This is a genomic window from Citrobacter sp. CK191 (assembly GCF_030333435.1).
Classification (GTDB): domain Bacteria; phylum Pseudomonadota; class Gammaproteobacteria; order Enterobacterales; family Enterobacteriaceae; genus Citrobacter_B; species Citrobacter_B koseri.
The window spans coordinates 167639-192756 of record NZ_JAOWFX010000011.1; the positions used below are offsets into that span (position 1 = coordinate 167639).

Annotated in this window: 23 protein-coding genes and 1 other annotated feature; of the genes, 15 read left to right on the forward strand and 8 right to left on the reverse strand. The window is 53.6% G+C overall.

Features of this window, described 5'->3' with window-relative positions; genetic code table 11:
* Window positions 1–2: 2 nt before the first annotated feature.
* Window positions 3–416: a small heat shock chaperone IbpA gene (gene ibpA / locus OGV82_RS03550; RefSeq protein WP_006687722.1), complete on the reverse strand. Its 414-nt coding sequence runs from the start codon at window positions 414–416 to the stop codon at window positions 3–5.
* Window positions 410–482: a sequence feature (ROSE (Repression Of Heat Shock gene Expression) occurs in the 5'-region of heat shock genes and acts as an RNA thermometer to modulate expression.), on the reverse strand. It overlaps the preceding gene by 7 nt.
* 240 nt (window positions 483–722) lie before the next feature.
* On the opposite strand from ibpA, the gene OGV82_RS03555 reads away from it, so the two are divergent.
* Entirely contained in the window at window positions 723–1055 is a 333-nt protein-coding gene (locus OGV82_RS03555; protein ID WP_012000796.1) for a YceK/YidQ family lipoprotein, read from the forward strand.
* Window position 1056: 1 nt separating this feature from the next.
* Here the strand turns inward: OGV82_RS03555 and OGV82_RS03560 are convergent, their stop codons facing one another.
* Window positions 1057–2283 carry a YidR family protein gene (locus tag OGV82_RS03560; protein WP_047460120.1) on the reverse strand — a complete coding sequence of 409 codons (1227 nt, stop codon included), beginning with the start codon at window positions 2281–2283 and terminating at the stop codon, window positions 1057–1059.
* A 335-nt stretch (window positions 2284–2618) separates the two neighbouring features.
* On the opposite strand from OGV82_RS03560, the gene OGV82_RS03565 reads away from it, so the two are divergent.
* The 4 genes from OGV82_RS03565 to senB all read left to right on the forward strand — a co-directional run bounded on the left by OGV82_RS03565 (window position 2619) and on the right by senB (window position 7964).
* Window positions 2619–3497 carry a ChaN family lipoprotein gene (locus OGV82_RS03565; protein ID WP_047460117.1) on the forward strand — a complete coding sequence of 293 codons (879 nt, stop codon included), beginning with the start codon at window positions 2619–2621 and terminating at the stop codon, window positions 3495–3497.
* A gap of 7 nt (window positions 3498–3504) precedes the next feature.
* Entirely contained in the window at window positions 3505–4293 is a 789-nt protein-coding gene (locus OGV82_RS03570; RefSeq protein ID WP_047460114.1) for an energy transducer TonB family protein, read from the forward strand.
* A gap of 165 nt (window positions 4294–4458) precedes the next feature.
* Window positions 4459–6720, forward strand: coding sequence for a TonB-dependent receptor domain-containing protein (locus OGV82_RS03575; RefSeq protein WP_047460110.1), 2262 nt, complete (start codon window positions 4459–4461; stop codon window positions 6718–6720).
* A gap of 68 nt (window positions 6721–6788) precedes the next feature.
* Window positions 6789–7964 (forward strand): enterotoxin production-related protein TieB, encoded by a 1176-nt coding sequence (senB, locus tag OGV82_RS03580; protein ID WP_024130080.1) that lies wholly within the window; start codon window positions 6789–6791, stop codon window positions 7962–7964.
* A 113-nt stretch (window positions 7965–8077) separates the two neighbouring features.
* Here senB and yidA read toward each other — a convergent pair whose 3' ends face one another.
* The 5 genes from yidA to dnaA form a co-directional block, all read right to left on the reverse strand.
* Window positions 8078–8890: a sugar-phosphatase gene (yidA, locus tag OGV82_RS03585; protein ID WP_012000803.1), complete on the reverse strand. Its 813-nt coding sequence runs from the start codon at window positions 8888–8890 to the stop codon at window positions 8078–8080.
* A gap of 198 nt (window positions 8891–9088) precedes the next feature.
* A complete protein-coding gene (gyrB, locus tag OGV82_RS03590) occupies window positions 9089–11503 on the reverse strand; it encodes a DNA topoisomerase (ATP-hydrolyzing) subunit B (protein WP_012000804.1) in 2415 nt (804 codons plus the stop codon).
* Between the two features lie 28 nt (window positions 11504–11531).
* A complete protein-coding gene (recF, locus tag OGV82_RS03595; RefSeq protein WP_047460107.1) occupies window positions 11532–12605 on the reverse strand; it encodes a DNA replication/repair protein RecF in 1074 nt (357 codons plus the stop codon).
* Window positions 12605–13705, reverse strand: a complete 1101-nt coding sequence (gene dnaN, locus OGV82_RS03600) for a DNA polymerase III subunit beta (RefSeq protein WP_012000806.1) — start codon at window positions 13703–13705, stop codon at window positions 12605–12607. Before dnaN ends, recF begins: the two co-directional genes overlap by 1 nt.
* 4 nt (window positions 13706–13709) lie before the next feature.
* Window positions 13710–15113 (reverse strand): chromosomal replication initiator protein DnaA, encoded by a 1404-nt coding sequence (gene dnaA, locus OGV82_RS03605; RefSeq protein ID WP_047460103.1) that lies wholly within the window; start codon window positions 15111–15113, stop codon window positions 13710–13712.
* A gap of 583 nt (window positions 15114–15696) precedes the next feature.
* On the opposite strand from dnaA, the gene OGV82_RS22930 reads away from it, so the two are divergent.
* The 10 genes from OGV82_RS22930 (at window position 15697) to OGV82_RS03650 (ending at window position 23629) form a co-directional block, all read left to right on the forward strand.
* On the forward strand, window positions 15697–15759 hold the full coding sequence (locus tag OGV82_RS22930) for a hypothetical protein (RefSeq protein ID WP_419951021.1): 63 nt from the start codon (window positions 15697–15699) through the stop codon (window positions 15757–15759).
* Between the two features lie 228 nt (window positions 15760–15987).
* The gene (gene rpmH / locus OGV82_RS03610; protein ID WP_000831330.1) at window positions 15988–16128 is read left to right on the forward strand and encodes a 50S ribosomal protein L34; all 141 of its coding nucleotides are present in this window, start codon (window positions 15988–15990) and stop codon (window positions 16126–16128) included.
* A 17-nt stretch (window positions 16129–16145) separates the two neighbouring features.
* Entirely contained in the window at window positions 16146–16505 is a 360-nt protein-coding gene (gene rnpA / locus OGV82_RS03615) for a ribonuclease P protein component (RefSeq protein ID WP_012000809.1), read from the forward strand.
* Window positions 16469–16726, forward strand: a complete 258-nt coding sequence (yidD, locus tag OGV82_RS03620; RefSeq protein ID WP_001307474.1) for a membrane protein insertion efficiency factor YidD — start codon at window positions 16469–16471, stop codon at window positions 16724–16726. The genes rnpA and yidD overlap by 37 nt, the downstream gene beginning before the upstream one ends.
* 2 nt (window positions 16727–16728) lie before the next feature.
* The gene (gene yidC, locus OGV82_RS03625) at window positions 16729–18375 is read left to right on the forward strand and encodes a membrane protein insertase YidC (RefSeq protein WP_012000810.1); all 1647 of its coding nucleotides are present in this window, start codon (window positions 16729–16731) and stop codon (window positions 18373–18375) included.
* A 101-nt stretch (window positions 18376–18476) separates the two neighbouring features.
* Window positions 18477–19841: a tRNA uridine-5-carboxymethylaminomethyl(34) synthesis GTPase MnmE gene (mnmE, locus tag OGV82_RS03630; protein ID WP_024130083.1), complete on the forward strand. Its 1365-nt coding sequence runs from the start codon at window positions 18477–18479 to the stop codon at window positions 19839–19841.
* Between the two features lie 180 nt (window positions 19842–20021).
* Window positions 20022–21194 carry an MFS transporter gene (locus OGV82_RS03635; RefSeq protein WP_012000813.1) on the forward strand — a complete coding sequence of 391 codons (1173 nt, stop codon included), beginning with the start codon at window positions 20022–20024 and terminating at the stop codon, window positions 21192–21194.
* The gene (gene yidZ / locus OGV82_RS03640; protein ID WP_012000814.1) at window positions 21163–22122 is read left to right on the forward strand and encodes an HTH-type transcriptional regulator YidZ; all 960 of its coding nucleotides are present in this window, start codon (window positions 21163–21165) and stop codon (window positions 22120–22122) included. Before OGV82_RS03635 ends, yidZ begins: the two co-directional genes overlap by 32 nt.
* Window positions 22123–22269: 147 nt before the next feature.
* Window positions 22270–23022 (forward strand): 4'-phosphopantetheinyl transferase family protein, encoded by a 753-nt coding sequence (locus OGV82_RS03645; RefSeq protein ID WP_024130084.1) that lies wholly within the window; start codon window positions 22270–22272, stop codon window positions 23020–23022.
* 40 nt (window positions 23023–23062) lie between these two features.
* Window positions 23063–23629, forward strand: a complete 567-nt coding sequence (locus OGV82_RS03650) for an NADPH-dependent FMN reductase (RefSeq protein WP_012000816.1) — start codon at window positions 23063–23065, stop codon at window positions 23627–23629.
* A 125-nt stretch (window positions 23630–23754) separates the two neighbouring features.
* Here the strand turns inward: OGV82_RS03650 and adeP are convergent, their stop codons facing one another.
* Complete coding sequence (adeP, locus tag OGV82_RS03655) at window positions 23755–25092, reverse strand: adenine permease AdeP (protein WP_012000818.1); 1338 nt, start codon at window positions 25090–25092, stop codon at window positions 23755–23757.
* Between the last annotated feature and the right edge of the window lie 26 nt (window positions 25093–25118).

Sequence of the window (25118 nt, forward strand, 5' to 3'; positions counted from 1 at the left end):
AATCAGTTAATTTCGATACGGCGCGGTTTGTTCGCTTCTGGAATCACGCGCTCCAGGTCGATATACAGCAGACCGTTCACCAGGTTAGCGCCGCGAACATGAATGTTCTCTGCTAACTGGAATTTGCGTTCAAAGTTACGCTCTGCGATGCCCTGGTAGAGATAGGTACGTTCTTTTTGCTCATCCGCGTGAGCGCCTTTTACCACCAGCAGATTATCCTGAGCGGTAATTTCCAGTTCGCTTTCCGCAAAGCCTGCAACGGCAATCGCAATGCGGTAATGGTTTTCATCCACCAGTTCGACGTTATACGGAGGATAACCGCCATTACTCTGGCTCTGGTTGTTTTCTAAAAGGTTAAACAGACGATCAAAACCAATGGCAGAACGGTACAGCGGGGATAAGTCAAAGTTACGCATAATGAATAGCTCCTGAAATCAGCGAGAATAGTGGACCTTCCATCATGGACAGGTCAGGTAGCCAGAACACCCATCAGGCGTGCTCTTTATTTGTCTACACCCTAAAAATGGGTCTGGAAATGAACTTTTCAAGCGCTTGCAGGGGACTTTTTTTGCAGTTTGTTGTCTATCGCATAGACTGGGTGAACAGCACACATTGTTAAAGTGCGATAAGCGCCACAGTGCGACGTGATGGTGATGTTATTTTTCGCGACGGATCGCTATAACTCATCATGCAAACATCGATAATCAACAGATGAATAAATCATGATAAAAAATGTGTTGTTAACGCTGATGATGTGCAGTGGATTGGTTTTACTGGGTGGCTGCTCCAGCGTAATGTCACATACCGGCGGCAAAGAGGGGACCTACCCCGGCACACGCGCCAGCGCCGAAATGATCGGCAGCAGTGATACAAACTGGGGCACCAAATCGCTGGCAATCCTGGATATGCCCTTTACCGCCGTCATGGATACGATACTCTTGCCGTGGGACTTCTTCCGCACAGACAGCTCAGTGAAGTCGCGAGTGGAAAAGAGCGAGGAGAAAACAAAGATGACCAACGCCGTTATCCCCCCGGCAAGAATGCCCGCTCACTGATTTATCGTTCGGTTTCCGTCACCCAAAGCTGGCGGAAACCGTCAACCTCTTCCATCCACGCGATTAACGCCCCATCCGGCGAAAAAACAACGGCGTCCGCGGAAGGCGGGCTGTCATGACTCTCCGTTAAAAAGGCGATTGCCCCGCTCTGCGCGTCGCAGCAGGCAATGCGGTTTTCCAGCACAAACCCCAACCACTGGCCTGACGGGTGCCAGTTGAACGCTGACTGAATATCGGTCGCGTTATGCGTAAGCTGGCGCGGCTCTCCCCCCTGCGCCGGGATCAGCCAGAGCTGAACAATACCGCGATCATCGCGCATCAAAAACGCAATGTCCGTGGCTTGCGGGTTACTCCGCACCCAATGGCGCGGAACGTTTACCAGCCCAGGGAAAGCGCGATCATGCGTAAAGGTCAGACGGCGCTGAACAACGCCCGCAGGCGGCGCTGGCAGCGTTGATTCTGTTCCGGTCAGCGGCATATCGCCTGCCTGTTTCCAGCCTTTTTCATCCTGCGGCAACGCCACCAGAAACAGCTCCGGCACTTTTTCACCCTTCGCCGACAAGGTATCGCCAATAAACGCCAGCGCATGATCGCCCACCCACCCCTCTTCGTAGGCGCGGTTAATGTCATCGCTGCCCGGCCGTGGCGCCGGCGTGGTCTGGCTCACTAACACGCACCAGTGGCTGCCGCTGTACTCCCGAGGATGCTGAACCGCCACCGTAACCGGGCCATACGGCACCGCAACGCCGACGTTGCGCAAGTCCAGCGCCGGATCGCGCTCATGCAGTACATGGTCGTTATAGGTGAAGCTGACACGCTCGCCGTTCGGACTGAACACATGCACATGGCTGCCGCCGCGCAGCGCGCCGGGCGTATACGGCACGGTGATGTCCATTGCATCCAGATTCGTCACGCGGTTTTGCGCCGCTATCACGCCGCGACGATGGTGGAAATCATAATGCCACGTCTCGTCCGGGTTCTCCGGGCCATGAATGAACACATAGCGATCGTCTTGTGGATGAACGGTCACCACGCCAACGTGCGCGCCCTGCGTAGCGCGATAAATGACCTCAATCTCGCCAGTCCGTACGTTGACGCGCTCAATCGTCTCACCGGTAAACGAGGCGCCTGACGGACGCACATCAAAAACCAGCCACTGGCTGTCCGCCGTCCAGGTGTTGGTATTCGTAAGCTGATGATGACGCGAAGCGAAAGTGATTTGTTTCATGGAGATACCCTGATGCGCGGTTTTCGCATCAGGGTATAGCATTGGAAGAAATTAGCCTACCCGTTTAACGTCGCCGACCAGCAGGATATAAGAGAGCTCCATTTGGGGAGGGTAGCTACCGCTTTTAAAAACTCAGAATATTAACTTACTAACAGTCATGTTATTGCGATATTTAACTAAAATGTTGGCAACAAAAAGTGAATTCAGGATGCTGCTAATGATAATATAGGTGATAATGAGTTTCATTCGCGATTATGGTTTGTTAACATACCTGCCTGTTATAAACCAGTCTGCATCAATAAAATGGCCAGTGAAGGCCTCTTCCAGGCAGAGATATGCGAAAAAAAATAATCCTGACTTCTTTGATAGCGTTAGCCAGTCTGAGCCTGAGCTCCTGTAGCCAGCCTGCATCAATAAACCAGAATAAACCATTACAAACAGCCCGCGTTTCTGACGGGAAAATAGTTGATTTAAAAAGCAATAAAACCATTACCAAACAAGAGCTTTTGGCTGAGCTTGCCGTTGCCCGGCAGCTTATTATTGGCGAAAAACACGATAATGCCGGACATCATCAGATTGAGCTCTGGCTTATTCAAAACCTGCCCACCCGGCGACCACAGGGGAGTGTGCTGCTTGAGATGCTGACGGCAGACCAGCAGCCCCGCGTTAACCAGGTTAAACGCTGGCTGAAAGATGATCCCGTGGTCCGGGATGGCCGTATTCAGGAACTGCTTAACTGGCAAAAAGGGTGGCCCTGGGAGATGTATGGCGACATAGTCATGCAGGCATTACGTGCGCCTTACCCTCTGCTCAATGCCAACATTGACCGGGATCGGGTAATGGCGCTGTACAAAAAAAACGAATTTCCTGAAGGGAAAAAATCCACAGCACCTGCGGTACAAGAAGCTCTGCGCGAAACCATCATAGCCATGCATGAAGGCAACATTGAAGGCCAGCAACTGGCGTCAATGCTCTCTGTTCAGCAACAGCGGGATCGCTACATGGCCCGCCAGCTTCTGGATGCCCCGGCTCCGTCGTTGTTGATTGCAGGAGGTTATCACGCGTCAAAAAGTATCGGCGTACCGTTACACATAGAAGATCTCGCCCCCGCCACCCAGCCTGTGGTGTTGATGCTCGCAGAAAAAGGGATGAACATCACCGTAGATCATGCTGACTACGTGTGGTTCGTGACGCCAGACACTGCAAAACGGTAAACCATGGATGATGAATATTCTCTACCTTCCACGACCGGCAAAATGGAGCGGCTGGTTTATCTGTTCACTGCTGCTTCATGGACTGCTTTTCCTTGCGTTTGTCTGGCGGTTTTCCGACGTACAGCCCGCCACGCCTCCTGCCCCGGCGATAATGCTGCAATGGGCCGATAATATAGAGGCTCCTTCTTCTCCTCTTCCGCTTCCGGTGGGAATCGCTCAGCAGGAATCCGCAGCGGCAGAAGAAAAGCAGCAGGCTGAGGACAGGCAGCAGCGTCCTGTCACTGAAGACAGGGATGCGACCATTGAAATAACCAGGAAGAAAAAGGCATCCGACGGGGAAAAGAAAAAGCCACGTCCGCCACGTAAGATAAAGGATCAAACCAGCGACAGCAGCCACGCAGCCGTTTCCAGTAATGCCGCGCCTCAGGCCCCGATCGAATCATCCCGTATTGCTGCGCCTTTCAACAGCGACTCAGCAAAGCGAGACAATTCCGGGGCATCCTGGGAAAGCAGAGTGAAAGGCCACCTTAACCGTTATAAACGTTACCCAGGCGATGCCAGAAAACGCGCACGAACCGGCACAGCCGTAGTGACTTTTACCGTTAACGCACAAGGCACCGTTGTCAGTAATTCTCTGGCAACGTCTTCGGGAACCCTCTCTCTTGATCGCGAAGCTGTTGCCGTTTTAGAACGCGCTCAACCACTTCCCAGACCACCAGCTGAAATATTAGAGGGAGGCTTCTTTAAAGTAAAAATGCCGATTACCTTTGATCTGACGGAGTTAAGGGAAAATTAGCGACTCTGGTTCGTTTAACTGAAATTTGATATTCATTTTTATGCTGAACATTTTATCAGACTTCACTGCTGTCGAAAAAATCAAGAAAACGTCAGAGAAGTTTTATTAAAAAAAATAAACAAAGATCTGGATCTTTTATTTATTACGATACTTCTAAGGATATGTATGAACGTTATTAAACTGGCCATCGGCTCAGGCATATTATTGCTCAGCTGCGGTGCTTACGCACAATCCATCAGTGAAAAAACAGGTACCGATAAAAAAGGAGCGGCAGAATTCAGCCCGCTCAACGTTTCTATCGGGAAGACGACCAGTGAGCAGGAAGCTCTTGAGAAAACAGGCGCGACCAGTTCCCGGACAACGGACAAAAACCTGCAATCACTCGACGCAACGCTGCGCAGCATGCCCGGTACTTATACCCAAATCGATCCAGGCCAGGGAGCAGTAAGTGTGAATATTCGCGGCATGAGCGGATTTGGCCGCGTAAACACTATGGTGGACGGTATCACCCAAAGTTTTTACGGCTCCTCAACCTCCGGTACCACTGCACATGGCTCAACCAACAATATGGCTGGCGTACTTATCGACCCTAATTTTCTGGTAGCAGTTGATGTTACGCGCGGCGACAGCAGTGGCCCGGCAGGAGTCAACGCCCTGGCCGGTAGTGCAAACATGCGTACTATTGGCGTTGACGATGTGATATTTAACGGTAATACATATGGCCTTCGTTCACGTTTCTCAGTCGGCAGCAATGGGCTTGGGCGCAGCGGAATGATCGCCGTCGGTGGAAAAACCGACGCTTTTACGGATACAGGCAGCGTTGGCGTTATGGCCGCTGTGAGCGGCAGTTCTGTTTACTCTAATTTCTCAAATGGCTCTGGAATTAACAGCAAAGAGTTTGGTTATGATAAATATATGAAGCAGAACCCCAAATCCCAACTGTATAAAATGGATATCAGACCAGACGAATTTAACAGCTTCGAACTTTCCGCTCGAACCTATGAAAATAAATTTACACGTCGTGATATAACCAGTGACGACTATTACATTAAATATCATTACACCCCTTTTTCTGAATTAATTGACTTTAACGTAACGGCCAGTACCAGCCGCGGTAATCAAAAGTATCGTGATGGCTCGCTGTATACTTTCTACAAAACCTCAGCGCAAAATCGTTCTGACGCGCTGGATATCAACAATACCAGCCGGTTCACTGTCGCGGACAATGACCTGGAGTTTATGCTGGGCAGCAAACTGATGCGTACCCGCTATGACCGGACCATTCACTCAGCGGCGGGCGACCCGCAAGCGAATCAGGAATCGATCGAGAACAATCCGTTCGCACCCTCCGGCCAGCAGGATATTTCAGCGCTGTATACCGGGCTGAAGGTTACGCGCGGCATCTGGGAGGCAGATTTCAATCTCAACTACACACGTAACAGGATCACAGGGTACAAGCCCGCCTGCGATTCACGCGTTATCTGCGTGCCACAGGGTAGCTACGATATTGACGATAAGGAGGGTGGCTTCAACCCTTCAGTTCAGCTTTCTGCTCAGGTAACACCATGGCTTCAGCCGTTCATTGGCTACAGCAAATCCATGCGCGCCCCGAACATCCAGGAGATGTTCTTCTCTAATTCAGGAGGCGCATCCATGAACCCATTCCTGAAGCCTGAACGTGCAGAAACCTGGCAGGCGGGTTTTAACATTGATACCAGAGATTTACTGGTCGAACAGGATGCCCTGCGCTTTAAGGCTCTGGCGTACCGCAGCAGGATCCAGAACTACATCTACAGCGAGTCTTATCTGGTTTGTTCTGGAGGTCGTAAATGCAGTATGGCTGAGGTGATTGGCAATGACTGGGAGGGCATGAGCGATGAATACAGCGACAATATGTACATCTACGTTAACTCGGCAAGCGACGTTATCGCAAAGGGCTTCGAACTGGAGATGGATTATGATGCAGGTTTTGCCTTTGGTCGACTCTCTTTCAGCCAGCAGCAAACAGACCAGCCAACCTCCATCGCCAGCACCTACTTTGGCGCAGGGGATATGACCGAACTGCCCAGAAAATACATGACGCTGGATACCGGTGTTCGCTTCTTCGATAACGCGTTGACCCTGGGCACTATCATAAAATACACAGGCAAGGCTCGTCGCCTGTCGCCTGATTTTGAGCAGGACGAACATACCGGCGCAATAATCAAACAGGATTTGCCGCAGATCCCAACAATTATAGATCTCTATGGTACTTACGAGTACAACCGCAACCTGACACTGAAACTTTCGGTACAAAACCTGATGAACAGAGATTATTCGGAGGCGCTGAATAAGCTCAACATGATGCCGGGTCTTGGTGACGAGACCCACCCGGCCAATTCCGCGCGTGGCAGAACATGGATATTTGGCGGGGACATTCGTTTCTGATAACAATTTCCGCCAGGTTCAGACAGTACGTTTTCTCTCTTATGTCAATTTTATTGCAGGAACGAAAAATGAATATTTTCACTTTATCCAAAGCACCGCTATACCTGTTAATTTCACTATTTTTACCCACGATGGCCATGGCTATCGATCCACCTGAACGCGAACTTTCGCGATTTGCCCTAAAAACGAATTACCTTCAGTCCCCTGACGAAGGCGTCTATGAACTGGCTTTTGATAATGCCAGTAAAAAGGTGTTTGCAGCAGTCACCGATCGTGTAAATCGTGAAGCCAATAAAGGCTATCTGTATTCGTTTAATTCAGATTCGCTGAAAGTCGAAAATAAATACACGATGCCATACCGGGCATTTTCGCTGGCGATAAATCAGGATAAACATCAGCTCTATATCGGACACACCCAGTCAGCGTCCCTGCGTATCAGTATGTTTGACACCTCAACCGGCAAACTGGTAAGAACCAGCGACAGGTTAAGTTTTAAAGCGGCAAACGCTGCAGATTCGCGTTTTGAGCATTTGCGCCATATGGTTTACAGCCAGGATTCCGATACCCTGTTTGTGAGTTATAGCAATATGCTGAAAACGGCCGAGGGCATGAAGCCTCTGCATAAGCTGTTAATGCTCGACGGGACGACGCTTGCCTTAAAAGGCGAGGTTAAGGATGCTTACAAAGGTACAGCGTATGGTCTGACGATGGATGAAAAAACACAGAAAATCTACGTTGGCGGAAGAGATTACATCAACGAAATTGATGCGAAAAATCAGACGCTGCTGCGTACCATCCCGTTGAAAGATCCGAGACCACAAATCACAAGTGTGCAGAATCTGGCGGTGGACTCCGCTTCTGACCGTGCCTTTGTGGTGGTATTCGACCATGACGATCGCTCCGGTACAAAAGATGGACTCTATATTTTTGACTTACGCGACGGTAAACAGCTTGGCTATGTGCACACAGGAGCCGGAGCTAACGCGGTGAAATACAATCCGAAATATAACGAACTGTATGTCACCAACTTCACCAGCGGCACCATCAGCGTAGTGGATGCCACCAAATACAGCATCACCCGTGAATTTAACATGCCGGTCTACCCAAACCAGATGGTGTTATCGGACGACATGGATACCCTTTACATTGGCATCAAAGAAGGCTTTAACCGCGACTGGGATCCAGATGTGTTTGTAGAAGGGGCTAAAGAACGCATTCTGAGCATTGATTTGAATAAGTCGTGATCGGACCGTTCCCCCGTCAAACTGGCCGGGGGAACGGCAAACCAGCGAAGTACTGTAGTCCGCCGCGTCAGTGGGTTCCCGGATGGCGGTTTCTCTTAATCCAGGCCAGCCACTTAATTCAGCACAAATTTCTCAATTGCGTATGCCACACCGTCTTCCAGGTTGGATTTGGTGACAAAATTAGCCACCTCTTTCACCGACGGAATCGCGTTGTCCATCGCCACACCCATGCCTGCATATTCGATCATCGCGATGTCGTTTTCCTGATCGCCAATCGCCATGATTTCTTCCGGCTTGATCCCCAGCGCATCGGCCAGCGACTTCACGCCAGTGCCTTTATTGACGCGTTTATCCAGGATTTCGAGGAAGTACGGCGCACTTTTTAGCACGGTATATTTCTCTTTTACTTCCGCCGGAATACGCGCAATGGCCTGATCAAGGATGACGGGTTCATCAATCATCATCACTTTCAGGAACTGCGTTGCCGGGTCCATTTTCTCCGCTTCACAGAACACCAGCGGAATGGTGGCGACATAGGATTCATGTACGGTGTAGTAGCTGATATCACGGTTTGCGGTGTACAGCGTGTTGCGATCCAGCGCGTGGAAATGTGAGCCGACTTCGCGGGACAACTTCTCCAGAAAGCGGTAATCGTCATAGCTCAGCGCCGTTTGCGCAACGGTACTGCCATCGCCCGCTTTCTGCACCAGCGCGCCATTGTAGGTGATGCAGTAGTCGCCGGGTTGTTCCATGTGAAGCTCTTTCAGATAGCTATGGACACCCGCATACGGACGGCCAGTGGTCAGCACCACGTTAACGCCACGGGCGCGCGCGGCGGCAATCGCCGTTTTTACCGCAGGTGAAATGGTGTGATCGGGCAGCAAAAGGGTGCCATCCATATCGATAGCAATGAGTTTGATAGCCATGAGTTCCCCGGATTAAATGAGTCCGTCCTCATGCTAACGCGATTCCGCTCAAAAAACAGCAACGAAAAGGGGGATAGAAAGGGGAACCGGGATTCCCCTTTTGCAGATCGGTTGTAGGCCGGATAAGGCCTAAGCCGCCATCCGGCAAAGGCTGACGAACAGCCTGATGGCGCTTCGCTTATCAGGCCTACAAGCTGATTAGATATCGATGTTTGCCGCTTTCAGGGCGTTCTCTTCGATAAAGGCGCGACGCGGTTCAACGGCATCGCCCATCAGCGTAGTGAACAGCTGGTCGGCGGCAATCGCATCTTTCACGGTGACGCGCAGCATACGACGGCTTTCCGGGTCCATCGTGGTTTCCCACAGCTGATCCGGGTTCATCTCGCCCAAACCTTTATAGCGCTGAATCGCCAGGCCACGACGGGACTCTTTCACCAGCCACTCCAGCGCCTGCTCGAAGCTCGCAACCGGCTGACGGCGCTCGCCGCGTTCAATGAACGCATCGTCTTCGATCAGACCGCGCAGCTTCTCGCCGAGCGTGCAGATGCGACGGTATTCGCCGCCGGTAACAAACTCGTGATCCAGCGGATAGTCGGTATCCACGCCGTGGGTACGCACACGAACAATCGGTTCGAACTGCTGCTGTTCGGCGTTCTCGCGAACGTCAAACTTCCACTGGCTGCCGTGCTGCTCTTTCTCGTTCAGCTCGGTAATCAGCGCGTTCACCCAACGGGTGACAGCCTGTTCGTTGCTAAGATCGGCTTCCGTCAGCGTCGGCTGATAAACCAGCTCTTTCAGCAGCGCTTTCGGGAAGCGACGCTCCATACGGCCAATCATTTTCTGCGTCGCGTTGTAATCAGAAACCAGTTTTTCTAACGCTTCGCCCGCCAGTGCCGGTGCGCTGGCATTGGTGTGCAGCGTTGCGCCATCCAGAGCGATGGAGATCTGGTACTGATCCATCGCTTCATCGTCTTTAATGTACTGTTCCTGCTTGCCTTTCTTCACTTTGTACAGCGGCGGCTGCGCAATGTAGACGTGACCGCGCTCGACGATTTCCGGCATCTGACGATAGAAGAAGGTCAACAGCAGCGTACGGATGTGCGAGCCGTCGACGTCCGCATCGGTCATGATGATGATGCTGTGATAGCGCAGTTTATCCGGGTTGTACTCGTCACGACCGATGCCGCAGCCCAGTGCGGTGATCAGCGTCGCCACTTCCTGGGAAGAGAGCATCTTGTCGAAGCGCGCTTTCTCCACGTTGAGGATTTTACCCTTCAGCGGCAGAATCGCCTGGTTCTTGCGGTTACGACCCTGTTTAGCAGAGCCGCCCGCGGAGTCCCCTTCCACAAGGTACAGTTCAGACAGCGCCGGGTCACGTTCCTGACAATCCGCCAGTTTACCCGGCAGACCCGCCAGATCCAGTGCGCCTTTACGACGCGTCATTTCACGCGCACGACGCGCGGCTTCACGCGCACGCGCCGCATCGATAATTTTGCCGACCACGATTTTGGCGTCGGACGGGTTTTCCAGCAGGTATTCGCTCAGCAGCTCGTTCATCTGCTGTTCCACCGCCGATTTCACCTCGGAAGAGACCAGTTTATCTTTGGTCTGGGAGGAGAATTTCGGGTCCGGCACCTTCACGGAAACCACGGCAATCAGGCCTTCACGCGCATCGTCGCCGGTGGCGCTGACTTTGGCTTTCTTGCTGTAGCCTTCTTTATCCATATAGGCGTTCAGGGTACGGGTCATCGCCGCACGGAAGCCTGCAAGGTGCGTACCGCCGTCACGCTGCGGAATGTTGTTGGTAAAGCAGTAGATGTTTTCCTGGAAACCGTCGTTCCACTGCAATGCCACTTCCACGCCGATACCGTCTTTTTCGGTGGAGAAGTAGAAGATATTCGGGTGGATCGGCGTTTTGTTCTTGTTGAGGTACTCAACAAACGCTTTGATGCCGCCTTCGTAGTGGAAATGGTCTTCTTTGCCGTCGCGCTTGTCTTTCAGACGAATAGAGACGCCGGAGTTCAGGAAGGACAGCTCACGCAGACGCTTAGCCAGAATTTCGTATTCAAATTCGGTGACGTTGGTGAAGGTTTCCAGGCTCGGCCAGAAACGCACCATCGTACCGGTTTTGTCAGTTTCGCCAGTCACCGCCAGCGGCGCCTGCGGTACGCCATGCTCATAGATCTGACGGTGGATTTTGTTATCGCGCTGGATAACCAGTTCCAGTTTCTGGGACAGGGCGTTAACCACGGAAACACCCACGCCGTGCAGACCGCCGGACACTTTATAGGAGTTATCGTCGAATTTACCGCCCGCGTGCAGCACGGTCATGATCACTTCCGCAGCAGAAACGCCCTCTTCCGGGTGAATACCGGTCGGGATGCCACGCCCGTCATCCTGCACGGATACGGAGTTATCGGCATGAATGGTGACGATAATGTCTTTACAGTGACCCGCGAGCGCTTCGTCGATAGCGTTATCTACCACCTCGAATACCATGTGGTGCAGACCGGTGCCGTCATCCGTGTCGCCGATATACATACCCGGGCGCTTACGCACCGCATCCAGCCCTTTCAGGACTTTGATACTGGAGGAGTCATAAGAATTCGACATCAACGTTTCTCGCTCAATTTATCTTGGGTTAATCCGTTATTTTACCCTTTTCCACGGTGAACATCTTCGAATTTTTGTCCGACATGTCCAGAACGTGTTCAGCGCTGATTGCGCTGACAAAGACCTGTGATTGCGTCGCTTTCAAGCGGCTGGCCAGCAGCCCGCGACGCGCATCATCAAGTTCAGAGGCAAAATCATCTATCAGGTAGAGACACCGCCGCCCGCTTTCACGGGTGAGGAACTCCCCTTGCGCCAGTCGTAAAGCGCACATCAGCAGTTTAAGCTGCCCACGCGATAAGGTATCTTCCACCGGCGCACCGTCAGCACGAATGCGGAAATCCGCTTTGTGCGGGCCATGCGCGGTGTAGGTCAACATGCGATCGCGTTCGAAGCTCCGCTCCAGCACCTCGGCATAATCCGTCTCTTTTTCCCAACCGCGCTGAAAAGAGAAGGTGAGGGAGAACTCCGGTAGAAATTGCTGGCAGGTATCCGCCATATCCTGCGCAATACCAGCACTGTACTCAGCACGCCAGGTACTGATTTGTTCCGCGAGAGGAATCAACTCCTTATCCCACGGACGCAATTGTTCATAACGGCTTACCTGGCGCAGCGCCGCGTTGCGCTGCTTGAGCAACCGCTTCAGGTTGCTCCAGGCGGTAAAAAAACCGACTTCGTTGTGAAAGCATCCCCAGTCAAGGAACGCTCTTCTGTATTTGGGGCCGCCGTTGAGTAAAGTAAACCCCTCAGGGGTAATCAACTGCATCGGCATCAGGTGCGCCAGCTCCGCCACTTTGTGACCGTCGGTGCCGTCGATGCGCACTTTGCTGTAGCCCAGCTTGTCTTTCGTCAGGCCGATGGCGGTTTCGCGCTCTTCCCCTTGCAAACGTCCGTGGAGGACAAACGACTCCTGCTCGTGACGAATGACGCGGCCAATCTGCAAACTGCGAAACGCCCGGCCGTGGCCGAGCGTATAGATTGCCTCCAGCACGCTGGTTTTGCCGCTACCGTTTGCGCCAACCAGGAAGTTAAAGCCGGGGGATAAAGCGAGATCCGCATTTTCAATATTGCGAAAGTCGCGGATCAACAGGCGGGTGAGCGACATTACAGTCTCATTGGCATCACAACATACGCAGCACTTTGAGACGCCGCATCTTCAATCTGTACGCTGGAAACGGAGTCTGTCAGCAGAATACGCACGGTTTCACATTTCAGCGCATTCAGCACATCGAGCACGTAGCTGACGTTAAAGCCGATCTCCATCTCAGTACCGCCGTAGGTGACGTCCAGAATCTCTTCCGCTTCTTCCTGTTCCGGGTTGTTGGCGGTGATTTTGAGTTGGTTTTCGCTCACATACAGGCGTACGCCACGGAATTTCTCGTTGGAGAGAATCGCCGCGCGGGCAAACGCCTGCTTGAGAATATCGCAACCCGCTTCCAGCGTTTTGTCCGGGTTCTTCGGCAATACGCGGCGATAATCCGGGAAACGACCATCAACCAGCTTGGACGTAAAAATAAAATCACCGACGTGGGCGCGGATGTTGTTACTGCCGATCTGTACGCGCAGCGGGGTTTCGCCGCCGTCGAGCATACGCATCAGCTCAATCACGCCTTTACGCGGCACAATCACCGAATGGTTAGGCAGAGATTGCCCGACCGGCATAGAGCAGACCGCCAGACGGTGACCGTCGGTCGCGACGGTACGCAACTCTTCACCTTCAGTCTCAAACAGCATGCCGTTTAAGTAGTAACGCACGTCCTGATGCGCCATTGAGAACTGGGTGGCTTCAATCAGGCGCTTCATCGTTGCCTGCGGCAGGGTGAATTCGACTTCGCTCTGCCAGTCATCCAGATTAGGGAAATCGGCGGCAGGCAGCGTGGAAAGCGAGAAACGGCTACGCCCGGAGCGCACCAGCATCCGATCGCCTTCCAGCTGGACGGCGATTTCAGCCCCTTCCGGCAAGCCACGGCAGATATCAAAGAATTTCCGCGCCGGGACGGTAGTTGCGCCTGGTTCATGAGGCTGAATCAACGCAACGCGCGCCACCATTTCCATTTCAAGATCGGTGCCCGTCAGCGACAGCGTACCGTCAGCTACCTGCAACAGCAGGTTACCGAGAATGGGCAGCGTAGGACGACCGCCCAGCGGGCCACTGACCTGCTGAAGCGGTTTTAATAAATGTTCACGTTCAACGGTAAATTTCATAGCGTCACGAAGATAATGTTCTGATTAAGTTTGAGAAATCTTCTTTAATATCATGGCTTTCTTCACGCAACTGCTCAATCTTACGGCAGGCATGAAGTACGGTAGTGTGGTCACGTCCACCAAACGCGTCGCCAATTTCCGGCAGACTGTGGTTGGTGAGCTCCTTTGCCAGCGCCATAGCCATCTGACGCGGGCGCGCTACCGAGCGAGATCGACGCTTGGAAAGCAGATCCGCGATTTTAATTTTGTAATACTCCGCCACCGTCTTCTGGATATTGTCGATGGTGACCAGCTTTTCCTGCAACGCCAGCAGATCGCGCAGCGCTTCACGCACAAAGTCGATAGTGATAGCGCGTCCGGTAAAGTTAGCGTTAGCGATCACGCGGTTCAGCGCCCCTTCCAGCTCACGCACGTTAGAGCGTAGTCGCTTGGCAATAAAGAACGCCACCTCGCCAGGCAAACGAATATCATTTTCGTCCGCTTTTTTCATCAGGATCGCCACGCGGGTTTCCAGCTCAGGCGGTTCGATCGCCACCGTCAACCCCCAACCGAAGCGGGATTTCAGACGATCTTCAACGCCGTTGATCTCTTTTGGATAACGATCCGACGTCAAAATGATCTGCTGATTCCCTTCTAACAGGGCGTTAAAGGTGTGGAAAAACTCTTCCTGGGATCGTTCTTTATTGGCGAAGAATTGAATGTCATCAATAAGCAGTGCGTCAACGGAACGGTAGTAGCGTTTAAACTCTTCGATCGCGTTGTTTTGCAAGGCTTTAACCATGTCCTGCACAAAGCGCTCGGAGTGCATATACACCACTTTCGCATTTGGTTTGCGCGCCATAATGCCGTTGCCCACCGCATGCAACAGGTGAGTTTTACCCAGACCGGTGCCGCCGTAGAGGAACAAGGGATTGTAGGCGCCGCCGGGGTTGTCCGCCACCTGACGCGCCGCCGCGCGCGCCAGTTGGTTGGATTTACCTTCGACGAAGTTATCAAACGTGTGTTTCACGTTGACGTTAGAGCGGTAGGTCGGTTCTGCCGGAGCCGGCACGTTATCCCAGCCCGGGCGCGCCGCAACTGGCGCCGCACGCTGTGGCTGCGCCTGAGCGACCTGCGCAGGCGCAACAACATTGTTGACCGGCGTTTTGAGCGTTTGAGTGACAGGCTTCGTCCCGACCTCAAAACGCAGCTGTGGGGCATCCGCTCCGCAGAAATTATTCAGCAGTCCATTGATATTATTGAGGTACTTGTCTCTTACCCAATCGAGCACAAAACGGTTTGGCGCATACAAAGCCAGCGTGTTATCGCTCAGTTCCGCCTGCAACGGGCGTATCCACATACTGAATTCTGTGGCTGGTAACTCATCCTGCAATCGGGCAAGACACTGCTGCCAAAGCGAAAGTGACACGGCGGACTCCACTCGAACAAAAGTCGATAAATGACAAAGGCTGAAACATTCATGATTGTTGACGCACGTCGAAAAGACCCTGTGCATAAAAGGGTGACGTGCGAATTGCTATCTGCAATTTTACCCGATCAGGATCCGTTGAAACGATCAGGACCGCGGATCATAGCCTAAACTGAGCAAGAGATCTTCTGTTTCTCACAGATTCTTCCCGATTTATCCACAGGATGATCCAGAACCGGGTAAGTGTAAACGATCCAGGCGAAGTGCTGCACGATTTCGCGCGCATATTGAAAAAATTAATGAGTAAAGATGCCAGGCTGTGCCCTCAATTGCGCGTGGCGTCGACGCTGAGCCAGAAACGCGTAGTCAAGGCAGAAGGCGCCGGACATAGTGGGCCTATGTTCAAGCCTGACAACGCAGAGTACGCGTTTCTGGCACGCGTCCCGAAGGGCTGGGACTATTTTGGCCCATTGCCGCGTTGCTCTCCGCGCATTTGGGCCCCCAAACCCCACGGCTCGCGCCTTGCCCTGGGCCAAAATAATCGCCAGCGACGTTCACGATCAATTGAGGACACAGCCTGATACTGCATAAACGATCTAATAAAGATCCCGTGCGATCCTTGCGCTTTGTTCGGCAGTCCGTATAATCCTCCACCCGTTGTACAATGCCCATCGTACGGCGTTAGCGCTGCTTGTTTTTCGCGCGAAAAGGTGCGGAAAAACGCAGGGTTTTAAGGAAAGAGAATTGACTCTGGAGTGTACAATTATTACAATCCGGCCTCTTTAATCACCCACGCTGAGGCGTAAGTCGTTCGATAATCGTTCGGGTATACGCAAAAGTCAGTGAATTTATTCAAGTTTAGGTAGAAATCGCCATGAAACGCACTTTTCAACCGTCTGTACTGAAGCGCAACCGTTCTCACGGCTTCCGTGCTCGTATGGCTACTAAAAATGGTCGTCAGGTTCTGGCACGTCGTCGTGCTAAAGGCCGCGCTCGTCTGACCGTTTCCAAGTAATAAAAGCTAACCCCTGAGTGGTTAAGCTCGCATTTCCCAGGGAGTTACGTTTGTTAACTCCCAGTCATTTCACATTTGTCTTCCAGCAGCCACAACGGGCTGGCACGCCGCAAATCACCATCCTCGGCCGCCTGAATTCGCTGGGGCATCCCCGCATCGGTCTAACCGTCGCCAAGAAAAACGTTCGACGCGCGCATGAACGCAATCGGATTAAACGTCTGACGCGTGAAAGCTTCCGTCTGCGTCAACATGAACTCCCTGCAATGGATTTCGTGGTGGTGGCGAAAAAAGGGGTTGCCGACCTCGATAACCGTGCTCTCTCGGAAGCGTTGGAAAAATTATGGCGCCGCCACTGTCGCCTGGCTCGCGGGTCCTGATAGCCCTTATACGGGTCTATCAACGCCTGATCAGTCCGCTGCTTGGGCCGCATTGCCGTTTCACGCCAACCTGCTCAAGCTACGGAATTGAGGCATTGCGCAGGTTTGGAGTGATAAAAGGCAGTTGGTTGACGGTGAAACGCGTATTAAAATGCCACCCTTTACACCCTGGTGGTGACGATCCCGTCCCGCCCGGACCATTTGATACCAGAGAACACTAACGATGGATTCGCAACGCAATCTTTTAGTCATCGCTTTGCTGTTCGTGTCTTTCATGATCTGGCAAGCCTGGGAGCAGGATAAAAATCCGCAGCCTCAGACCCAACAGACCACGCAGACAACGACCACCGCAGCGGGTAGCGCCGCCGACCAGGGCGTACCGGCCAGTGGCCAGGGGAAACTGATTACGGTTAAGACCGACGTGCTTGATCTGACCATCAACACCCGTGGCGGTGATGTTGAGCAGGCCTTGCTGCCAACTTACCCGAAAGAGTTGGGTTCTAAAGAACCGTTCCAGTTGCTGGAAACGACTCCGCAGTTTATCTACCAGGCGCAGAGCGGCCTGACCGGTCGTGACGGCCCGGATAACCCGGCTAACGGCCCGCGTCCGCTGTACAGCGTCGATAACGACACGTTTGTCCTCGCGGATGGCCAGAACGAACTGCATGTTCCGATGACCTGGACTGACGCCGCTGGCAACACCTTCACCAAAACGTTTGTCCTCAAACGCGGTGAATATGCGGTCAACGTCAACTACAGCGTGCAGAACGCCGGTGAGAAACCGCTGGAGATCTCCACCTTTGGTCAGTTGAAGCAATCCATCAATCTGCCGTCTCATCGCGACACCGGTAGCAGCAACTTTGCACTGCATACCTTCCGTGGCGCGGCGTACTCCACGCCGGATGAGAAGTACGAAAAATACAAATTCGACACCATTGCCGATAACGAAAACCTGAACGTCAGCTCCAACGGCGGTTGGGTCGCCATGTTGCAGCAGTACTTCGCAACGGCATGGATTCCGCGTAACGACGGCACCAATAACTTCTATACCGCTAATCTGGGTAACGGCATTGCCGCTATCGGCTATAAATCTCAGCCGGTTCTGGTACAGCCGGGTCAGACTGGCGCAATGACCAGCACCCTGTGGGTTGGCCCGGAAATTCAGGATAAAATGGCGGCCGTTGCACCGCACCTGGATCTGACCGTTGATTACGGTTGGCTGTGGTTCATCTCTCAGCCGCTGTTCAAACTGCTGAAATGGATTCATAGCTTCCTGGGTAACTGGGGCTTCTCCATCATCGTTATCACCTTTATCGTTCGTGGCATCATGTACCCGCTGACAAAAGCGCAGTACACCTCCATGGCGAAGATGCGTATGCTACAGCCGAAGATTCAGGCTATGCGCGAGCGTCTGGGCGATGACAAACAGCGTCAGAGCCAGGAAATGATGGCCCTGTACAAAGCTGAGAAGGTTAACCCGCTGGGCGGCTGCTTCCCGCTGATCATCCAGATGCCTATCTTCCTGGCGTTGTACTACATGCTGATGGGCTCCATTGAACTGCGTCATGCGCCGTTCGCACTGTGGATCCATGACTTGTCCGCACAGGACCCGTACTACATCCTGCCGATCCTGATGGGCGTGACGATGTTCTTCATCCAGAAGATGTCTCCGACCACCGTGACCGACCCGATGCAGCAGAAGATCATGACCTTTATGCCGGTCATCTTCACGGTATTCTTCCTGTGGTTCCCGTCAGGTCTGGTGCTGTACTATATCGTCAGCAACCTGGTAACCATCATCCAGCAGCAGCTGATTTACCGTGGTCTGGAGAAACGTGGCCTGCATAGCCGCGAGAAGAAAAGCTCCTGATTCCATGTAAGCCGGGTAAGCGTAGCGCCACCCGGCAATCAGAACAGCGATGACAGGGCGGTCAATTGACCGCCTTTTTTATTAGCAAAAAAGAGAAGATCATGAGCCATAACGACACTATCGTCGCCCAGGCTACCCCACCGGGACGCGGTGGCGTCGGTATCCTGCGTATTTCCGGTCTCAAGGCGCGCGAGGTGGCCGAAGCCGTATTGGGCAAGCTACCAAAACCGCGTTACGCCGATTACCTGCCGTTTAAAGATGCCGATGGCACGGCGCTGGATCAGGGGATCGCGCTGTGGTTTCCCGGCCCAAACTCGTTCACTGGTGAAGACGTACTGGAACTGCAAGGGCATGGCGGCCCGGTCATTCTCGACCTGCTGTTAAAACGTATTCTGACGCTCCCCGGCCTGCGCATTGCCAGACCGGGCGAGTTCTCCGAGCGCGCGTTCCTCAATGACAAGCTCGACTTAGCCCAGGCAGAAGCGATTGCCGACCTGATCGACGCCAGTTCCGAGCAGGCGGCACGCTCGGCGCTGAACTCGCTACAGGGGGCATTTTCCGCGCGTGTGAATCATCTTGTGGAAGCACTCACTCACCTGCGCATCTATGTGGAAGCGGCCATTGACTTCCCGGACGAGGAGATCGACTTTCTCTCCGACGGCAAAATTGAAGCCCAGCTCAACGGCGTGATCGCCGATCTCGATGCGGTACGCGCCGAAGCGCGTCAGGGCAGCCTGCTGCGTGAAGGGATGAAGGTGGTCATTGCCGGACGCCCTAACGCCGGGAAATCGAGCCTGCTGAACGCCCTGGCGGGCCGTGAGGCCGCCATTGTCACCGATATCGCTGGCACCACCCGCGACGTGCTGCGCGAGCATATTCACATCGACGGAATGCCGCTGCACATCATCGATACCGCCGGTCTGCGCGATGCCAGCGATGAAGTGGAACGTATTGGGATTGAGCGCGCCTGGCAGGAGATAGAACAGGCCGACCGCGTGCTGTTTATGGTGGATGGCACAACCACCGATGCCGTTGATCCGGCGGAAATCTGGCCGGACTTTATCGCCCGTTTACCGGCGAAACTGCCGATCACCGTTGTGCGCAACAAAGCTGACATCACTGGCGAGACGCTGGGTATCAGCGAGGTGAATGGTCACTCACTTGTCCGTCTTTCCGCCCGTACCGGCGAAGGCGTGGACGTATTGCGTAACCATCTCAAACAAAGCATGGGCTTTGACACCAATATGGAAGGCGGCTTCCTTGCCCGCCGTCGCCATCTTCAGGCGCTGGCAGAAGCCGCAGAACATCTCCAGCAGGGCAAATCACAGCTGCTTGGCGCCTGGGCTGGCGAACTGCTGGCGGAGGAGCTGCGTCTGGCACAGCAGGCGCTGAGTGAGATCACCGGCGAGTTTACCTCCGACGATCTGCTGGGCCGTATTTTCTCCAGCTTCTGTATTGGTAAGTGATGTTGTTTTGCCCGGTGGCACTACGTTTACCGGGCCGACTAAATCTGTAGGCCGGATAAGGCAAAGCCGCCATCCGGCAATAATAAATTTCCTCACAGGAAATCACCGTTATCCAAATGGCAACTCGCGTCACAGAAAAGCTCCCCGTATTCTTAGCGCCACGCTTATTGTGAGGACGCTATGACCCGCTTTCTAATCTGTAGTTTTGCCCTTGTTTTACTCTACCCAGCTGGCATCGACATGTATCTGGTCGGTTTACCCCGTATTGCCGCCGATCTGAACGCCAGCGAGGCGCAGCTGCACATCGCGTTTTCGGTATACCTGGCCGGGATGGCCACCGCAATGCTGTTTGCGGGTAAAGTTGCAGACCAGTCAGGGCGCAAACCGGTGGCGATAGCGGGCGCGGTGATATTCATCATCGCCTCCATGCTTTGCTCACGAGCAACGGATGGGTCGCTGTTCCTGACCGGGCGCTTTATTCAGGGCATCGGGGCGGGGTGCTGTTATGTGGTGGCGTTTGCGATTTTGCGCGACACGCTGGACGATCGCCGCCGGGCGAAAGTGTTATCGCTATTAAACGGAATTACCTGCATTGTGCCGGTATTAGCGCCAGTGTTAGGGCATTTGATTATGCTTAAATTCCCGTGGCAAAGTCTGTTTTACACGATGATAGCGATGGGTATCGCGGTATGCCTGCTCTCGGTGTTTATCCTGAAAGAAACGCGCCCGGCAACATGCTCATCGACCTCGCGCCCTCAGCAAAATGCAGAGTCGCTGCTCAACCGCTTTTTCCTCAGCCGTCTGGCGATCACCACGTTGAGCGTGTCGGTGATCCTCACATTTGTAAACACCTCGCCGGTGTTGCTCATGGAAATGATGGGCTTTGATCGCGGTGAATACGCCACCACAATGGCGCTGACGGCAGGCATCAGCATGGCGGTGTCGTTCTCAACGCCCTTTGCGCTGAGCGTATTTAAACCGCGCACGCTGATGCTCACGTCGCAAGGGCTGTTTCTGGCTGCGGGCATCGTACTCAGCCTCTCATCCTCTCACGCCGTCACGCTCTTTGGCCTGACGCTCATCTGCGCGGGTTTTTCAGTTGGCTTTGGCGTGGCGATGAGCCAGGCATTAGGCCCATTCTCACTGCGTGCTGGCGTCGCAAGCTCTGTACTCGGCATTGCACAGGTCTGCGGGTCATCGCTGTGGATATGGCTGGCGGCAGTCATTGGCTTTAACGCCCTGAATATGCTGATCGGGATTCTGATTGGCTGTAGCATGGTCTGTATCCTGTTACTGATGACCATACAGCCCGCAGCGCATTATGAAAAAATCCATCACCAGTCTCGATCTTAATCTGTTGTTATGTTTGCAGCTTCTGATGCAGGAGCGCAGCGTCACCAAAGCGGCGAAGCGGATGAACGTCACGCCCTCGGCGGTGAGTAAGTCGCTGTCAAAGCTGCGAACATGGTTTGATGACCCGCTGTTTGTGAACACGCCGCTGGGGCTGACGCCGACGCCGCTGATGGTCAATATGGAACAAAGCCTGGCGGACTGGATGCAGATGAGCAATCAGCTGCTTGATAAACCGCATCACGAATCGCCACGCGGCCTGAAATTTGAACTGGCGGCAGAGTCGCCGCTGGTAATGATCATGTTCAATTCTCTGTCGCAGCAGATTTATCAGCGCTATCCGCAGGCCACAATCAAGGTGCGTAACTGGGATTACGACTCGCTGGATGCCATTACACGCGGCGAGGTGGATCTCGGCTTTACCGGAAGGGAGAGCCATCCCCGTTCGCGGGAGCTTCTCAGCCTGCTGCCGCTGTCTATCGATTTTGAAGTCCTGTTCAGCGACCTCCCCTGGGTCTGGCTGCGGGAAGATCACCCGGCGCTACAAGAAGAGTGGAATCTGGAAACATTTTTACGCTATCCGCATATCAGCATTTGCTGGGAGCAAAGCGACACCTGGGCGCTGGATGATGTATTGCAGGAGATGGGCCGCAAACGCAACATCGCCTTAAGTTTACCGGGGTTTGAACAATCGCTGTTTATGGCCGCCCAGCCGAACCACTCGCTGCTGGCGACCGCGCCTCTCTACTGCCAGCGTTATAACCAGCTCCACCAGCTCCCGTTGGTCGCGCGTCCTCTCCCTTTTGACGCCGCCCAGCGAGAAAAGCTGATGGTGCCTTTTACCCTCCTTTGGCATAAACGTAACAGCCATAACCCTAAAATTATCTGGTTAAAAGAGACCATTAAAACGCTCTATAGCCACCTCTCCTGACGGTAAATTAACCACGACCGCGTCAGAAATGTAAAAGTCGCGTAAGCGCCGCTGTTTTTGTCGAACTTTTGACCAGTAAAACCTGTCCATAATCTACGTAAATGTTACTCTCGTAATAATCACGGACCATTAATCACGGAGCGAAAAATGGCGACACATTTTGCCAGAGGGATTCTTACGGAGGGACACCTGATTTCAGTCCGTCTGCCTTCTCCATGCCACATCGAAGCCAGAAACCTTCCCGCTCACCGCCGGACACGTTTTTTGGCTTCACGCGGCTTACTCGCTGAACTGATGTTTATGCTCTACGGAACCAGCGAGCTGCCGGAAATAGCTATTCAGGCCAAAGGGAAGCCTGTCTTTCGCGATAAAAATCTGCCCGCGTTCTCCATCTCATATGCCGGGAATATGGTGGGCGTGGCGCTGACAACGGAGGGGGAATGCGGTCTGGATATGGAATTACAGCGAGCCATGCGAGGCTTCCATAGCCCACTCTCAGCCGAGAGCCCGGCGTTCTCCAGCAACGAAAATCTGTGGATCAACAATCAGAGCGATCCCAACGAAGCGCGCGCGCAACTGATCACCTTACGCCAGAGCGTGCTAAAGCTAACCGGTGACGTACTGAATGACGATCCGCGTGAACTCCAGCTCCTTCCCGGCGCAGGCCGCCTGAAATGCGCCCACGTTACGCAGGTGGAGGCAATATGCGACGCGGAAGATATTCTGGTCTGGTCGGTGGCGGTTACGCCAGCCATTGAAAAACTGAATGTTTGGGAGTTTGATAGTAAGCAAGGATGGAAAAGCCTGGCCGATATCCAGACCCGGGCGAATGAACCCACCGGTCGCCTGATGCGATTCGCTCAATTATCCACAGCAAAGTCATCTTATACACTTAGCTGATTCGGCCCTGTCCCGGCCGCCATGATGAAAAGGAGTAATCATGTCCGAAACGTTGAATGTTGTTACGTTACTGGGGAGCCTGCGCAAAGGTTCATTTAACGGTATGGTCGCCCGCACGCTGCCGAAAATTGCCCCGGCAGGCATGGAGGTCAGCGCATTACCTTCGATTGGCGATATTCCGCTGTATGACGCTGATGTGCAGCAGGAAGAGGGGTTCCCGGCGAGCGTTGAAGCGCTGGCAGAGCAAATCCGTAAAGCGGACGGCGTCGTCATCGTCACACCGGAATACAACTACTCGGTGCCTGGCGGACTGAAAAACGCGATCGACTGGCTGTCCCGCCTGCCAGAACAGCCGTTAGCCGGGAAACCGGTGCTGATCCAGACCAGCTCAATGGGGGCAATCGGCGGCGCTCGCTGTCAGTATCATCTGCGCCAGATTCTGGTATTCCTTGATGCGATGGTAATGAACAAACCGGAGTTTATGGGCGGCGTGATTCAGAACAAAGTTGACCCGCAAACCGGGGAAGTGGTTGATCAAAGCACGATTGATCATCTTACCGGCCAGCTAACCGCGTTTGGCGATTACATTCAGCGCGTTAAAGCGTGATAACAGCGCGCGCGTAGGGCCGCAGGCCGGATAAGGCGTTTGGCCGCCATCCGGCTATCAAATTTGCCTGATGGCGCTACGCTTATCAGGCCAGGACACCTCGCGCAGCGCCGTATCAGCGGCAATTAGTGCGCGTCGATAAACACAATCTTCAGCACAAACAACAACGCCACAACCACCACGCAAGGGCTCAGCTCACGCAGACGTCCGGTGCCGATTTTCATCACACAGTAAGAGATAAAGCCCAGCGCGATACCTTCGGTAATCGAGAAGCTGAACGGCATCATCACGGCAGTAATAAACGCCGGAACAGACTCGGTAAGGTCTTGCCATTTAACGCGCGCCAGACTGGAAGTCATCAGTACGCCAACATAGATCAGCGCCCCGGCAGCGGCATAACCCGGCACCATTCCCGCCAGCGGCGACAGGAAGATAACCAGCAGGAACAGCAGACCGACAACAACGGCGGTCAGGCCCGTGCGCCCGCCGACGGATACGCCGGATGAGGACTCGATATAGGCGGTAACCGACGAGGTTCCAATAAACGCCCCGGTCACAGAAGAGACGCTATCGACGAACAGCGCCTGCTTCATCCGCGGGAATTTACCTTTCTCATCAGCCAGACCGGCTTTGTCGGTAACGCCAATCAGCGTGCCGGAGGAGTCGAACAGGTTCACCAGCATGAAGGAGAAAATCACGCCAGCCAGACCAATGTTAAACGAGCCCGCCAGATCCACATGCCCGATCACAGAGCTAACGCTTGGCGGCGCAGAGACAATGCCGTTGTAATGCACATCACCCATCATCCAGCCGAGCAGCGTCGTTACAATAATAGAGACCAGCACGGCGGCATGAATGTTACGTGATGCCAGAATAGCGATGATGAAGAAGCCCAGCACGCCGAGCAGTACGCTGTGAGAGGTCAGATTACCGATGCTCACCAGGGTTTCCGGGTTCGCGACGATAACGCCTGCGTTTTTCAGCCCCATCATGCCGATAAACAGGCCGATACCGCTGGTGATGCCCACGCGCAGACTGACCGGAATGTTAGCAATCATCCAGTAACGCACGCGGAAGATGGTCAGCAGCAGCAGGCCGATCGCTCCCCAGAAGATTGCGCCCATACCAACCTGCCAGGACAGCCCCATCGCGCCAACGACCACGAAGGCGAAAAACGCGTTCAGACCCATAGCCGGCGCCAGCGCGACCGGTAAATTAGCAAACAGCCCCATCAGAATGCTGCCGAACGCCGCGATAAGACAGGTAGTAACGAAGACGGCGCTGGTGTCCATGCCAGCAACGCCAAGAATCTGCGGGTTAACAAAAACGATGTAAACCATCGTCAGGAAGGTGGTAAAACCGGCGATCACTTCGGTTCGTGCCGTCGTGCCATGTTCGCGCAGTTTAAACACGCGTTCCAGCATACCCTGACCAGAAGTCTGGGTGGTGTGTTGTTGACTCATTATCTATTTCCGAACAAGGAGGGAAA